Below are 13,772 nucleotides of genomic sequence, written 5' to 3'. Positions count from 1 at the left end.
GCCTGGCTCGGCCTGGACTACGACGAGGCCCGCTTCGGCAGCATCGACCTGATCTACAAGAGCGAGTTGGGCCGTGACATCCTCGCCGAGCCCACCCTGCTGTTCGCATAGACGGGATGGCCGTTCTCGGCCAGCCAGAGGAACGAGAGCCGCTGGTGCCATCCACCTTTACCAGGGGGATGGCACCAGCGGCCCTGTACATCAGCGTGCACATCGGCCCGGGGCCCGGGGAATGGCTCGGGTCCTGTTCGATGGGGGCTGCATAGTGACTGGCGCGGGCCTGGCTGCGGATGCGGACCGGTGCGGGGCAGAAGGGTGGGCGTGACTATGACTGGGCGATGATCGAGGTTACCGCCGACGACACTCTTGACGGACAGGACAGCGACGCAGGGACGTTCGTACTGCGGTCCGCCGGCACCGTTACACCCGTACCGTCTCCTACTACCGTTGCTTCGCCACGGGCCGGTGACACTGGCGCGACTGATGTCACTGGTATGCCGCAGGTGGCGGGTTGAGGACGATTCCAGGACGCGAAGGAGATCTGACACCGCGACAAAGGGCAGGTCACCTGCTGGAACTCCTGGCGCCGCTGGAGCGTGATCACCCTGGTCGCCTACGTCTTCCTGGCCGTCACCGCCGCCCTCGAACGTGCCGCCAAGACCGGCCGGAACGATCCCTCCGAGGTCGACCTCGTCCCCCTCAGCAGCCACGAACTCCTCCGCCTGCTGCGGGCTTGATCCTTTCGCCGCTCCGCCGAACCCCGAACATCTGCTGTGGTGGTCCACCTGGCGCCGCGGCCATCAACACTGCGCCTGTCGCCGTTCGGGAGTCCGAGCCGACCCGGGCAGCCGTCGTTGAGCCGCCGTCATCACGAAAAGACGGCCACACGGCTGGTCACCGCAGCCGGCCGAACCTGGATCCGATATGCCTCCGGCGGCCACCAACTGTGACACGCAGGTACTCAAGCCAGATCGCCTGCACCTCGTTTGTTCTGAACGGGGACGGTGCACAATTCGGTGTCATCCAGATGGAGCTTGGAACGTCCGAACTGCCGCACAGGATATCCAACTGATCGTGAGGATCATAAGAGCCTGACATAGAAGGGCATGGTGGTGCCCGGAGACGACCTATCCCTCAGCCTCTTTAAGGTCGATCACCCCAAAGTCTCCTGCCAAGCTCCGGCATGCGTGGGGCCTCAAAAAACGTCATGCTTCGGCAAGGAAGCGCGCCGCCGCTGCAGTCGGGGATCATCTACGGGACAATGCTTAGGGAGGACTCGCTCACCGCGAATACGGCGTCGCATCGATCACGGACGTAGTCGTCGTGCGTGGCAATCACGACAGCACACCCGGCATCGCTCATATGCCGGAGGATGTCGACGACCAGGGCGGCGTTGGCACGGTCGAGGGCTCCGGTTGGCTCGTCTGCGAGTACAAGGACAGGCTGTTTGACGATGAGCCGAGCGAGAGCTACGCGCTGTTGTTCACCACCACTGAGCTGGGCGATCTTCTCATTCTCCCGGCCCGCGAGGCCCACGCGATCAAGGGCCTCGGAAATAGCTGTACTGCCGCTGGGCGAGGACCGGCGTGGCTCGACCACTACCTTAAGATTGGCAGCAACCGTGTCGTTCTCAATCAAGGCGTAATTCTGGAAGAGGTAGCCGAGGACATCGCGACGAAATCGACGGATCTCGCGTCGACCGAACCGGGTGATGTCCTTCCCTTCATGGCGGATCACGCCCCCACTCGGCACGTCCAGTAGGCCGAGGCAGTTGAGAAGAGTGGACTTGCCCGATCCGCTGGGGCCCACAAGGGAGAGCATCTCTCCGCGGCTGACAGTGAAGGTGACATCGGACCACAGGGTGCGCGGACCGAAGGACTTCGAAAGATTCTCGATGTCGATCACGAAAATGCTCCCACTGAGTGACGAGGGTTCACGGGTGTAGATCTCACGGACCTTACCCCTCGGTCGCCCTCTCCTTGACTATGCGCCCATGGAATATTGCGAGAGCGATGAGCACCGCGCCCAATTCGATAGCGACCAACCCAGCGACTATGCTCAAATCTAATACCTTGAGCTGGACAAGCGGGTGGGGGAGAGGGAGGCCGGCGGCAGCGAGCCTCTTCAGCTCCTGATTCTGCTGCCACACCTCGAAAGGTACCCGCGTAGCAAGCACCACTGCAACGGCGCCCTCTATAGAGAGGATGAAACGATGCGTTGCCGCATACCTCCAGCCACTGATATGCCGAACAAATATACCCTGCGCATTCTTGCGCGAGTAGATGATACAGACGCCGACGCCCGCGATTAGGAGTACAGCCACGGCCAGAACGAGGTTGAATAGCTGCAGCCGCAGTTCGTTGACAGCATCCCTCAGTTTGATGGCTGAATTCTGACCGATAGGGCGCACAGCTGTCACATATGTCTGCAGCCCGTTCACTTTACTCGCTTCAATGGCGTTCAGGGCATCATCGGGATCAGGAAAGATAACCGCGTCCTGGCTCGCGAATGCAGTGTAGCCGTCGTCGGTGAGAACGTTCGAGCCGTTGGGGATTACAACAAGCACCGGCTCGCGCACAAATGACCTATCCTCTTTCGGCCCGTGCGCGGCGCTGTAGACCTGGCTGCCGGGACTGTACCCGAAAAAACGCTGACCATTCTTCGCCCGAAGCGTCGTTACCCGGATTTGCCGATCCGTATCCGGAGAGAGTACGCCGGAAATTGCTGCGCTGATGGCCGACGCTCGATTGTCAAATGACTCAGGTATGATGACCCGTACCTGACTGTCCGGGCTTTTTCCTTTCTTTTCTTTTTGAGCATAGCGATGCCCTGATGGGTCGAGAACCGGCTGCTTCGAAATGAAGGTTTCATTGACGATGAGTATCTCACCCGATGGAAGTCGCGACTCTGGAGATATGCTCTGGAGATCCCTTCGACCCGCGACAATGACCTCGCCTGCCACATCGGCCCGGCGCAACCACGACCCCACCTCTGTTATTACTTGCTTCGACTCTCCGGGCAAACTGCCATTGAGCCGGATGGTAACCGCATCTGCTTCCTTTGCGTAAGCCTCCCGGTTCTCCTGGCGCGTCAGTACATCCTGGGCAGCCAAAGCAACGTTCATGGCGACGCTGAGGGCAAGCAGCAACGCAGGTACACGTATCAAATAGACACTGACCATTGCCGCCCGGGCGGGCAATTCCCCCTTGATGGCACGCAGTATCTCCACCTTGCAAGTCAAGGAAATCATGGCTGCGTGGGTAACCACGACCAACAGCACGAGCAGGCCAGCAAGCACCCCCGCAACGGAAGCGAACAGCGCAAACCAGGCTAGGCCGTTGTAGAACTGCAGAAATGCGATCGTGACAGCTGCCACGGTGCCGGCCGCCATCGGCCAGAACGCCAACAATCGTCTCAGATCATAAAGAAGGAGGTCTGTGAGGGACTTACCCTGCAACCGCAGAACCCCGTACGTTTTCGCACTGAGCAGCACGCTCGCTCCGGTCATCGTCACTGCAGCAAGAGCGACCACGCAGAAGGACCAGAGCAAGGCACTGCCCGAATAAATAGGGGCTAGTTCGCTGTATGAGAGAGGGTGAGAGACGCTTGCACGCATACCTAGACGGGAAAACTCTGCAATCAACTTGTCGGCCGCCTCGGGCGAGCCGAAGACGTAATAATTACCCCGCGGATCACGCTGTCCGACCTCATCTATCGGATGCACGTCCGTCCGAGAATTTCTACTGAACTCCGGATAGCCGCCAGCCAGCCATTTTCCAGCACCGGACTTCAGATCACCAGATGCCAGATACAGATGTCGGCGGCCGTCAGGGTCTCTGAGATCGGGCACCTCGCGAGCCACGGTGATATCGCGATCGGCCGAGAACGATGCGATCGCTTCAGCAACGTTGGCCCCACTCACTGAATCATCGGAGTCGAAAACCCAAACCATGGCCGAGTTTCCCAGCACCCCGCGCTCGTCCAACCCCCGGACGAACAGAAAAGCCAGCACTGCCGAAAAGGCCAACACGGCAGCGTGGACGAATTTGAAACCTCGGCGCAGCATCAGTTACCTAGATCAGGGCACTCGGAAGAGCACGCATCCTACAATATGGTATGTGAACAAACGGGCTGCGGAGGCAGAAATTCTTTCCTCCGCAGCCCGCGTTTAGGAGTCGCAGCAAGGCCAGGCAGCCTGTGCAACTACCGGAGTGCCGTTAAGAGACTAGAGCGTGCAGCCCTTGTCCCAATATGCCTCGTTATAGCCCTCATCTGCCGAGGCTAGGGACCACACCCCCGGCTTGGTGCAACCGCTGTAGGACCAGTACGCGCCGCGAACCGAAGACGAGTGATTCACAGACGGGTGCTTGTAGTTCGACCACACACTGTTGGCACCCGTGCCGTAAGACCATGTGCCGCCACCGACGTCGACAGTCGTGGCCAGCGCCGGAGAGGCGGCAGCCATGGCGATGGCGGCACCTGCCAGTGCAGCCTTGACGATCCTCTTCTTTTTCATGAATTACTCCCCCATCGTCTCTTCTTGATCAGGGTGGGTCGTGCACGCGAAACGGAGCGGCATATAAGTATTGGAGAGGGCTCGCACTCTATACAAAAAGGACTTAAGCCCCGCAGGACAATACCCGCACGACGTCACGAGTGACCGACCGCCCCGGTATCCTTCTATACCGAGGCATGGCGCATGCAGCGCAAGTACACAATCCATCACGCTTGGAGCCGTGAACAAGCAGGGCCGGATATTCACCTATGCCACTAAAGCCCCACGCCCCACGCGGGCGCGAACCGTCCACAGCATCGAGCGAATCAGGACACGAAGCTACAGGGAGCAGCCCTTGTCCCAATACGCCGAGGAGGTGCCGGAGTCCTCCGTCGACGCCAGGGCCCACACCCCGGGCTTGGTGCAACCGCTGTAGGACCAGTACGTCCCATGAACCGAAGACGAGTGATTGACGGACGGGTGCTTGTAGTTCGACCAGGCAGTACTGGCACCCGTGTCGTAGCTCCAGGTTCCACCACCAACGCTGACGGTGGTGGCCAGCGCCGGCGAGGCGGCCGCTGCAGCGAGAGCAACGGCCGCAAAGGCGACCTTGATTCCGCGTCTTGCACTCACGATTGTCTCCTCGACTATCTGTTCTTGATCGGTACAGATCAAGGATCTTGGTCGCAGGGCAGGGCTACGGGCAACTTAATTATCATGTGACATGAATAACACTGAATTCCGGCCGTGGCTGAAAATACGAGAACCTCAGAGCTTGCCAGGCGTCGGCAGGCATATATCGTTTGGCTGATGCATTTACATCTCATTCGCCCCCGATAGGGCATCGAGGGCTGATTGACGCAAAGACAAAAGTTATGATTCTCCCGCGCGTAGCACTCAAAGTGGCAGCAATGCGCTGTTCGCCTCAAAGGGGACGCAATGCGGGCATAGGGTGACGCCGATCCCGGCGGTTGCATGAAACGGCGATCCGGCAATGAGTCACCCTTTATGGCCGGAATATCCTGTTCCTTATCGCTACGCTCCCTGCGAGATCGCACTCGGCGCACGAAGAGTTGTTGTTGCGGAGCGTGAAGGAGCGCAAACTAGGTCCCTGCCGTAGTCAGAAGTGTGGACTTCGCGCCTTGGCGACAGTCCGCGCTACGCAACGGCTGGCTTTCTAGCCCACCTTTGTCCATAAATCGCCAGTTTCCCTAAGGCCTCAACACCTTTATGACTTCCCACATAACCTTTCTTCAGCGCCGCTTGCCCATTTGGTTGATCCCCATGCTGTGGACTATTTCCCTGGGCTTGTGGGGGTTGTCCAGGCAGAACAGTGTGTGGCGGGACGAGGCCGCGACATGGCAAGTGGCCCAGCGGTCCACTGCCGCAATTTGGCACATGCTAGGGCAGGTCGATGCTGTGCACGGGGTCTACTACCTGCTGATGCACGGACTGTTCGAGTGCTTCGGGGCCAGTACCACGACCCTTCGGCTGCCCTCAGTGCTGGCAATAGCGGTAGCGGCAGCCTGCGTCACAGTGATCGGCCGCCGACTCGCGGGGGCCTGGGCCGGTTTGGGGGGAGGGCTGGCGCTCGGGTTGCTTCCGGCCGTGCAGTTCTATCTTCAAGAGGGCCGCCCATATGCGCTGGTCGCGGCTGGCGCCGGGGTCTCGACGCTACTGCTGGTGATCATTCTTGAGAGCCGTGGCCGCCCAATGCACTGGGCGGCGTACGGCGGCATCGTCCTTCTATGCGCGCTGTTGAACTGGCTATCCTTGCTGATTCTGCCGGCGCACTTGGTGTCCCTGATCTGGACACAGCCCAGCCGCAGGACATGGACACGCTGGGCGCTGGTCTCGGCGACCGCAGTTGCATGTGCGATGCCGTTGATCCTTTTCAGTCGAGGCCAGTCTGACCAGGTGTCCTGGATACCACCGCTGACCTGGCACATGATGATCGGACCCACGGTCTTGCTGGCCATCGGCTGCCTCGGGGTACTACTGGATCAACCGCAGATAGGCCGACCGTCGGCAGCAGCCATCGGGCTACCGCTGCTGGCAGTGCCGCAAATCGGCCTGATCGGCCTCTCCCTGGTCCAACCGCTCTTTGTCGACCGATACATAGTGTTCAGCCTGCTGGGTCTGGCGCTGCTGATAGGTGTGGGGCTTGGTGAAGCGGTGCGGAAGGCCACGCCGCGTTTCCCGAGCGCGTCAGCATGGCTTCCCTCCGTGGTAGTCGCCTTGGCGATACTGGCACTGCTGCCGCAATCGCTGGCCAAGCGATCCCCGGAGAGTCGGGTGGACGACGTCATGGCGGTTGCGGCAGATGTGCGGCGGCTGAAGGAGACCGGAAATGCAGTGCTCTTCGTACCGGCGGCACGGCGCGATGCCAAATTGGTCTCCCCCGGCGCCTTCACCGGTCTGCGGGACATCGCTCTGTTGGAAAGCCCAGAGGAGTCCGGGACGCTGAAGGGCGTGGAGACCAGCCCGGCGCAGATCCGAAGGGCGATGGTGGCTCAGCAGCGGATTCTCTTGGTCACAGACGCATCGCAGATAGCCAAGCCGGTGTCGGCTGAGCGGGACAAAGTGAAGATCTCCATCCTAAAAGAGTACTTCACGGTAGTAGCAGATCAGCAGGTCCGCGGTCGGAGAGTGACTGTGTACAAGCGGCTCAGACCAGCTAGTGCTGGCCTGCCTGGACCCTCGGCGGGCGGGAGGCCGATCCGCCACATCAGCGATGACGACGAGGACTTCGTCATCGCGACGGCCACCACCCGCCCGGTCAAGCTCGGCCAGCCGTTCACTCGCTGGTCGCTGAGCACGTCGAAGCCTCCTGTCCGAGCCCACGACGGCATCAGCCTTGACCGACTGGGAGTCGATCACCCCGGCTGACGGCTCTGTATCCCGGCCCAGCGTCATGCGGACCCGATCACGCAGCCGGTCGTAGAACTCCGTGACCAGCGAGTGGTCGCGCCAGCGGCGGAGGCATACACACCGGTCCCACGGCGGGAAGTCGGCCGGCGCCGGTCGGCACTTGATGCCGTTGTCCACGAGGTAGCGGATCGCGTCGAGCATCGCACGGTGGCAGTACGCCTCCGGCTGTCCGCCGCGGCCACGCAGCCAGCCAGGCACCGGCAGCAGCGGGCGGACGACGGCCCACTCCGCGTTCGTCATGTCGGTCGAGTACCGCCACCCGGGTGACCGAGTTGGACTGCCCGGACATTGGCACGGAGACTGCAGCACCAGAGCCTCCTGCTGATTGGTGATTCGACACCAACGAGCTGTTCAGGAGGCCCTACTCGTATGCGCCGAACAGCCCATGGGACTTCCGTTCGACCGTCAAACCCCAAGATCCGTACGACAACAGCTACTGAGACGCCCTGCCCCGAGCTGTCTGTGCCATGCGTCCTGGCGGGCAAGGGGGAAGTGGTGGCTCCTGGAACAGTTGGCGGGCATCGGTGCGAGCCCTTCATGCTGGCGGCTGCGGTGTCCTGCCGAGCCCAGAAAGGGGCGGAACTGGGTCAGCGTTTGACGCGGTTACGGACGGCCAGGACCGCCAGGCCCAGAAGGACGGGCTCGGTGACGCGGGACGCCATCTCAATGTAGGTGCCGGCGGTGGTCAGGTCCTGTCCGGAAGAACGGAACACCACCGAGTTGAGCGTGACGCTCAGGGCCATCTCGAAGCGCTCGTCGGTGAACCTTTTTCCGGTGAGGTTCTGGGGATCCGCCTTGTCGATCTCGAACGTGACCTTCCCCCCGCCAGGCGGCACGCTGCCAATCGCTACCTGCTTTGGGGAGTCCTGAGGGAGTCCGAAGCCCATGAGCAGCACGATGGTGACGAGCATGGCGGCAGCCAGCCAGCCCAGGGCTCGGGAAGCGCGCAGGCCATAGCCAGACAGCAGCCAGTAGCCGTGCAGCAGTCCGCGTTCGGCGCGGGCGGTGCCAGTGCGGTCGCGGCGGCGCATCTCCATCTCGCCATAGTAGAAGTCGGCGGCCCCGGGCTCGTTCTTGCCGTCCTCCAGGGCCTTGCGCAACTGCCGGTAGAGCGCGGCGAGGGTTTCCGGGCCGCGGGCACGCGACAGGTCCGAGTGATGGGGCGCGGGCTGCCACTCGCGAGCAGACGGCTCCCGGCCGGGGGTGGGATGTCCCGTGGTAGCGGCGCGCCAGTGGTGTTCCTCGGCCAGGGTGCGGCGCCTGGACCATCGCAACGGCATTAGCCCTCGGCGGTGCCAGCCAATCGGGGGGTGAGCGAAGGTGGTGCGGCCGTCCATGCGGAGCTGGTCCAGGTGCACCGCGCCGGCGAAGCGGCACTCGGACAGGTCCACGTCTGTCAGCGCAAGATGTGCGGCGTCCACCCCACTCAGGTTCCTCACGCAGACGCCTGCGTCCCAGGCCGCCAGCACCTCCTCGGGCACGGGGTGGCCTAGCGGGCCGGTCAAAGGGGCCAGTTCGGCTGCCACGGTGACCGGGTACTCCAGCACTGCCCCGGCCAGATCCAGTTCGGTATGGCGCAGCCGCAGCGTGGCCGTGGACGCAAACCGTGTCCGCCGTAGCGATAGTTCTCGCGCGGCGATCACGATCGTCACTGGTTTTTCGAACACCGCACTTTGCAGCCCCACTGTGCCGCCGCACACCAGCGGGCCCAGCCACGGAGCGTTCTCGAATCGGGCCGCGGTGAACGTGACATCGTGGGTGAAGGTTGCTCCGGGGAACTGAACGGCGTTCATGAAGGTCGCCCCGCCGAAGTTGGCGGCGCCAATGAAGGTCGCGTTGCCGAACGCAGCGGCGCCGGTGAAGGTCGCCCTGTCGAACCAGACGGCGTAGGTGAAGGTCGTCTGATTGAACGCGGCGAGACCGGCGAAGATTGTCCCGTCGAACGAAGCAGCGTGGGTAAAGGTCGCTCCGTCGAACGAAGCGGTGTGGGTGAAGGTCGCTCCATCGAACCGGGCGGAGCCGGTGAAGGACGCCCCGTCGAACCGGGCGGGGCCGAGACGAGGATGTTCGGTGGTGGGGTCGCGCAGGGCGTCGAGCAACTGGGCCAGCAGGTCTTCGGTGAACGGGGTGCCTCGGTGGTCGATTTCGGCGCTGGAGGCCAGGGCAGCCAGGTATCCGACGCGGTCAGCCGCGTCTAGGTGGGCTAGGCATGCGGTGTGTCCGGGGACGTGGATGCCCCGGCAGCCGACAGGGTCCTCCTCAGTGGAGCTGTGGCGGCAGTGTGGCCACAGCGGTGGGGTACTGGATGGTGCGGGCGTTGCAGACGTCATGCTCTAGGGACGATCGGCGCGGCCGGGCAGTTGCCCGTTGTTCCGTTGGAGAAGCGCGGCATTGAAATCCCCGGTGTGCTACTGAAGGACGCACTGAAGAGAATCGTGCGCTAGTGAAACTCTCCCTTCTGTCGGACACGAGCCCATGACGGGTCCTCCACGAGGGAAGGATAATTACTGTTATCCTTCCCATGTGGATGATCCGTCAGCAGACGTACACAGCACCGTAATTACAGGTCTTGCGACCGCACAAACAGTCGAACCTTCGGAGGCCGAGGAAGCCCGCACCGCTCTGGAGACCCACTACTCGGACGACCTGCCCCGACTGGTTTCCATATGGCTGATGTCCAAGCGCTCTGCCCACACCCGTCGCGCCTACGCCCGTGGTTTCCGAACCTGGGGCGCCTTCTGTCGCTCCCTCGATACCCACCCGATGGCCGCGCGCCGGCCGCACGCTGACGCCTACATGCGCAGCCTTGAAGCGTCCGGTGTGCCGTCGACCTCCGTGGCGCATGCCCTCTCGACGGCCAGCTCCTTCTACCGGTATGCGATCAGCTTCGAGGCCACCGACCGCAACCCCTTCGCCGACGTTGATCGGCCGACGGTCGACCCGGATCACTCCGCTACCGAGGGCTTGACTGAGAAGGAGACGGCGAGACTGATCGCCGCTGCACGAGAGCTGTCGCCTCGCGCCTACGCCCTGGTGCTGCTGCTCTACACCCTCGGCTTGCGGGTGGACGGCGCGCTGTCCGTCGACGTCTCCTCGCTTGGCTACGATCGCGGGCACCGCACGCTGACCATCACGAAAAAGGGTGGGGCCGCAGCGAAGTTGCCGTTGCCGCCCATCACGGTCGACGCCCTGGACAGCTACTTGGAAGGGCGGACGGAGGGGCCGCTTTTCATCACCCGCACGGGGGCCCGGCTGCGCGAGCCCGAGGTGTGGAAGATGCTGCGCCGCCTGGCCAAGCGCGCTGGTCTGCCGCAGGCCAACACCATCCACCCGCACGTTCTCCGGCACGGATTCATCACCGACGCCCTCGACCAGGGCGTGCCACTGCACGTTGTCCAAGACGCGGTTGGTCACAAGGACCCGCGCACTACTCAGCGTTACAACCGGGCCAGGCGGCGTTTGGACGGGCACCCGGCATACACCGTGGCAGCGTCAATGGCGGGCCGGCTGGATCACCGTGACGACTGAGGCTGAGTGGCTACTCGGAGCTCAGCCTGCGGATTGGCGGGTCGTAGAATGCCCCTTGTGCGGGGCCAGTTGCAACCGGCTTCGACCGCGTCCTTCAAATGGTGAGCGGGCGGGTCTTCCTCATGTGCTCTCCTACCTCACCGAGGGATGATCAAATCGGTGAGTTGCCCCGCAGTTGGTATCCGACCTCGGTTGAAGACGACCGCAACAAAGAGCACCACTACCGGTAGCAAAGGGGCGAGTGCAGCGTCGGGCAACCCGAGGACGGCCGCACCAGCCATGGTCAGCACGACCACGACCCCCACCACCAGCGCCCGCAATCGCTCCCTCGGCGCGGCCGGAGCCACACCGGCGAGTTGATCTGCGTCGAGAAGGTCGTCGATGCGGCCCTCGGCGTAGCGTTCGGCGATGGTCAGCAGCATCACGATGAGGTCTTCAAGGGCGCGGCCCGGCTCGGAGTCCTGCCGTGCTTCGGCCCTTCGTAGCGCACCCACTACCAGTGCGGCATGTGCTTTGAACTGCCGCTCGTTGTGCCGTCTGGCTCTGGCGCGGCGGGTACGGTGAGCCCTCCAGATGACGCGTTCAACCGGTTGAATGGAAATTCGCGGGATCTTGCAGTCTGGCTGGGTTTCCTCCCAGCGGCGGAGAACCGTGGCGCATTGGGCTGCGACCGTCAGCAGTGCAACGACAGGCCAGCAGCGCCGGTCTTCCATTCGCGCACTCGTCTTCTTGGAGTCCTCGTCAAGGGCCTCCAGGTCATAGGCCGCAAGCGTCCAGCTGTGACCAGAGCTGGTCAGGTTCGTGCGTTTGATGAACCGCACTTCAGCGATCAGGATCAGGGCCCAGATGAGAATTCCCGTCCCTCTGCTGATCGCGGAAAAGTCCCAGGAGCGTACCGACGCCGGCACAGCCACGATGCTGCTGAGCAGTGCCTGCACCAGGCCGGGCTGCGGTCCGGGATCTGCGCTCAGCCGCAACTGCTCCCAGTCCGCTATGTCGTCGACGTGTCCCACGACGAGGAGCAGCAAGAAGAACCGGAGTGTGTTGATTGGCGCGGCCAGGGGCCGAGCGCGCCACCAACGCACAACGTACTGAGGGGCCAATCCGTGGCCGCCGACTCGATCTTGTATTCGGGGCGGCAGCAGCAGAATCTGCGTCAGAAGCGGAGCAGCTCGACGCACCCCCGAGTCGGCACGCAGTCGCTCGAAGCGCTCCAAAGACGCCGCCCCCCAGCGCTGAACCGGTCCAGGAACGTAGAGCAGAACCATCCCAACTGCGGCCAACCACGGGGAAAGCGCGACGAGAACGATCGTGAACACGCGGACAGTCTCGCGTATCCCACCGACAGCGACGCCCGGAACGCGATGATCTTGGCTGTCCATGTCGGAGTCCTGCCCGCCTGCTGTGGGCTGCGCTCCACCCGATCGCGGGGTTTGGCTCTCAGGGCGGCGACTCGCGACAGAGACGGTGGACTCGGCGCCTCTCAAATCACCAAGGGGGCAGCAGTTGAAATAAAAACTTTTAAGGTGTTATGTGTGGCCTGCGAGGGGAGCCTAGAGGTCTAGACCGAACTCATGGGAGTTGCCCGTGGTGCAGGTGGAGCCGGGGAATCATGCAGGTCAGAAGGGGGGATGTGGCAAGGTGTGACCTATATCGGTTGTGTGTTCGATTAGTTGCTGTAGGGTAACTTCACTCACCCGGCCTGCTGATCTGATGAATCGAACGGTACGCTTCATGCGTAAGGGGGAACGTCTGCACCAGCCCGGGCGCCGCCCACTACGTGGTTTGCGGTGCTTCGTTACGGTGGAGACAGGGGGCAATGAAGGAGTCGCTCATGGCCAGCGTTCACGATGTAGCTGCATACATCCTCACCAAGCATGGCGCCATGTCCGCGATGAAGCTCCAGAAGCTCTGCTACTACGCGCAGGCATGGTCTCTGGCTTGGGATCAAGCCGAGCTCTTCCCCGAGGACTTCCAGGCTTGGGCCAATGGGCCAGTCGCGCGCGACTTGTACAACGTCCATCGAGGTCAGTTCAGCGTTACCGCATGGCCCCAGGGCAACCCAGACAATCTGACAGATGAGCAGCGTACGAGTGTCGATGCTGTTCTCGACGCCTACGGCAAGCACACGGCGCAACAGCTCAGCGAGCTAACTCATCGGGAACAGCCCTGGCGTACGGCCCGGGGAAGCCTGCCCGAGATGGTGCGCAGCGACGCGGTCATCTCGAAGGAGTCCATGCAAGACTTCTATGCTTCTCTCATCACCCGCGACGATGCGGAAGATGTCTGAAGCAGCAGGTGTGACCTGAGGGGGTCCAACGACCAGCAAGCCCAAGCGCAAGCGGGTGCCGACGGCAGCCCTTACGGCAGTTTCCCCGCCTCGCGTGCCCAAGCGCCTCCTCGGCATCGCGACGTCAGGGTCCAACGAGGAACAGCACCCCATATGGCGGCTGTCGCTACTCGACCTTGAGTTCACCGGCGAGTGGTCCTGGGAAGTCAACGACAAGGTGTTGTTCAAGATCCACGAGTTTCTCACCCAGATGGAGCAACTCACCTGGCGCGAAATCAGGGATCAGGAAGTGCACAGCAAGAGCAAGAGTGGCCGAAAGCACAAGTTCGTCCCTCGCAGTCACCTCACTACCCAGGCACAGCGCCGACTTGAGGAACTCCAACTCGACGACTTCGACGAACTGTTTCGCTTTCGGCTGGGCAACATGGAGCGGCTCTGGGGGGTCCTGCCGCCTCACGAACCACGAGTCTTCTACCCGATCTGGTGGGACCCGGCCCACAAGATCTGCCCCTGAGCAGTAAGAACTCC

General features: G+C 62.5%; 11 protein-coding genes and 3 pseudogenes. 7 read left to right on the top strand and 7 right to left on the bottom strand.

Annotation, left to right across the window (positions count from 1 at the left end; all coding sequences use genetic code 11):
- Together ACFPIH_RS49840 and ACFPIH_RS49835 are read left to right on the top strand one after the other, a co-directional pair.
- Positions 1 to 111: pseudogene (locus ACFPIH_RS49840) on the top strand (adenylyl cyclase); the annotation flags it as partial.
- A 485-nt stretch (positions 112 to 596) separates the two neighbouring features.
- Positions 597 to 737, top strand: coding sequence for a hypothetical protein (locus ACFPIH_RS49835; protein WP_381185779.1), 141 nt, complete (start codon positions 597 to 599; stop codon positions 735 to 737).
- 514 nt (positions 738 to 1,251) lie between these two features.
- On the opposite strand, the gene ACFPIH_RS49830 is transcribed toward ACFPIH_RS49835, so the two are convergent.
- The 4 genes from ACFPIH_RS49830 to ACFPIH_RS49815 form a co-directional block, all read right to left on the bottom strand.
- Positions 1,252 to 1,905: an ATP-binding cassette domain-containing protein gene (locus tag ACFPIH_RS49830; RefSeq protein WP_381185781.1), complete on the bottom strand. Its 654-nt coding sequence runs from the start codon at positions 1,903 to 1,905 to the stop codon at positions 1,252 to 1,254.
- Between the two features lie 52 nt (positions 1,906 to 1,957).
- Positions 1,958 to 4,066 (bottom strand): hypothetical protein, encoded by a 2,109-nt coding sequence (locus ACFPIH_RS49825; protein WP_381185784.1) that lies wholly within the window; start codon positions 4,064 to 4,066, stop codon positions 1,958 to 1,960.
- A gap of 159 nt (positions 4,067 to 4,225) precedes the next feature.
- The gene (locus ACFPIH_RS49820; protein ID WP_381185787.1) at positions 4,226 to 4,516 is read right to left on the bottom strand and encodes a lactococcin 972 family bacteriocin; all 291 of its coding nucleotides are present in this window, start codon (positions 4,514 to 4,516) and stop codon (positions 4,226 to 4,228) included.
- A gap of 318 nt (positions 4,517 to 4,834) precedes the next feature.
- On the bottom strand, positions 4,835 to 5,128 hold the full coding sequence (locus tag ACFPIH_RS49815) for a lactococcin 972 family bacteriocin (protein ID WP_381185789.1): 294 nt from the start codon (positions 5,126 to 5,128) through the stop codon (positions 4,835 to 4,837).
- 597 nt (positions 5,129 to 5,725) lie between these two features.
- Between ACFPIH_RS49815 and ACFPIH_RS49810 the strand changes: the two are divergent.
- Positions 5,726 to 7,162, top strand: a pseudogene (locus ACFPIH_RS49810) (glycosyltransferase family 39 protein); the annotation flags it as partial.
- On the opposite strand, the gene ACFPIH_RS49805 reads toward ACFPIH_RS49810, so the two are convergent.
- Positions 7,094 to 7,666, bottom strand: a complete 573-nt coding sequence (locus tag ACFPIH_RS49805; RefSeq protein ID WP_381185791.1) for a transposase — start codon at positions 7,664 to 7,666, stop codon at positions 7,094 to 7,096. The pseudogene ACFPIH_RS49810 and the gene ACFPIH_RS49805 sit on opposite strands and share 69 nt — an antisense overlap.
- Positions 7,667 to 8,013: 347 nt before the next feature.
- The gene (locus ACFPIH_RS49800; RefSeq protein WP_381185794.1) at positions 8,014 to 9,525 is read right to left on the bottom strand and encodes a pentapeptide repeat-containing protein; all 1,512 of its coding nucleotides are present in this window, start codon (positions 9,523 to 9,525) and stop codon (positions 8,014 to 8,016) included.
- A 376-nt stretch (positions 9,526 to 9,901) separates the two neighbouring features.
- On the opposite strand from ACFPIH_RS49800, the pseudogene ACFPIH_RS49795 reads away from it, so the two are divergent.
- Positions 9,902 to 10,297, top strand: a pseudogene (locus ACFPIH_RS49795) (site-specific integrase); the annotation flags it as partial.
- A gap of 138 nt (positions 10,298 to 10,435) precedes the next feature.
- Positions 10,436 to 10,954 (top strand): tyrosine-type recombinase/integrase, encoded by a 519-nt coding sequence (locus tag ACFPIH_RS49790; protein WP_385879084.1) that lies wholly within the window; start codon positions 10,436 to 10,438, stop codon positions 10,952 to 10,954.
- A 137-nt stretch (positions 10,955 to 11,091) separates the two neighbouring features.
- On the opposite strand, the gene ACFPIH_RS49785 is transcribed toward ACFPIH_RS49790, so the two are convergent.
- Positions 11,092 to 12,273, bottom strand: coding sequence for a hypothetical protein (locus ACFPIH_RS49785; protein ID WP_381185797.1), 1,182 nt, complete (start codon positions 12,271 to 12,273; stop codon positions 11,092 to 11,094).
- A gap of 515 nt (positions 12,274 to 12,788) precedes the next feature.
- On the opposite strand from ACFPIH_RS49785, the gene ACFPIH_RS49780 reads away from it, so the two are divergent.
- The gene (locus ACFPIH_RS49780; protein ID WP_381185799.1) at positions 12,789 to 13,244 is read left to right on the top strand and encodes a Panacea domain-containing protein; all 456 of its coding nucleotides are present in this window, start codon (positions 12,789 to 12,791) and stop codon (positions 13,242 to 13,244) included.
- A gap of 94 nt (positions 13,245 to 13,338) precedes the next feature.
- Positions 13,339 to 13,758: a hypothetical protein gene (locus ACFPIH_RS49775; RefSeq protein WP_381185801.1), complete on the top strand. Its 420-nt coding sequence runs from the start codon at positions 13,339 to 13,341 to the stop codon at positions 13,756 to 13,758.
- The last annotated feature ends 14 nt before the right edge of the window (positions 13,759 to 13,772 follow it).

The sequence above is a fragment of the Streptomyces vulcanius genome (assembly GCF_042653945.1).
Classification (GTDB): Bacteria; Actinomycetota; Actinomycetes; order Streptomycetales; family Streptomycetaceae; genus Streptomyces; species Streptomyces mangrovi.
The sequence above is the reverse complement of the archived record's forward strand: the minus strand, read 5'-3'. Positions and strand labels throughout refer to the sequence as shown.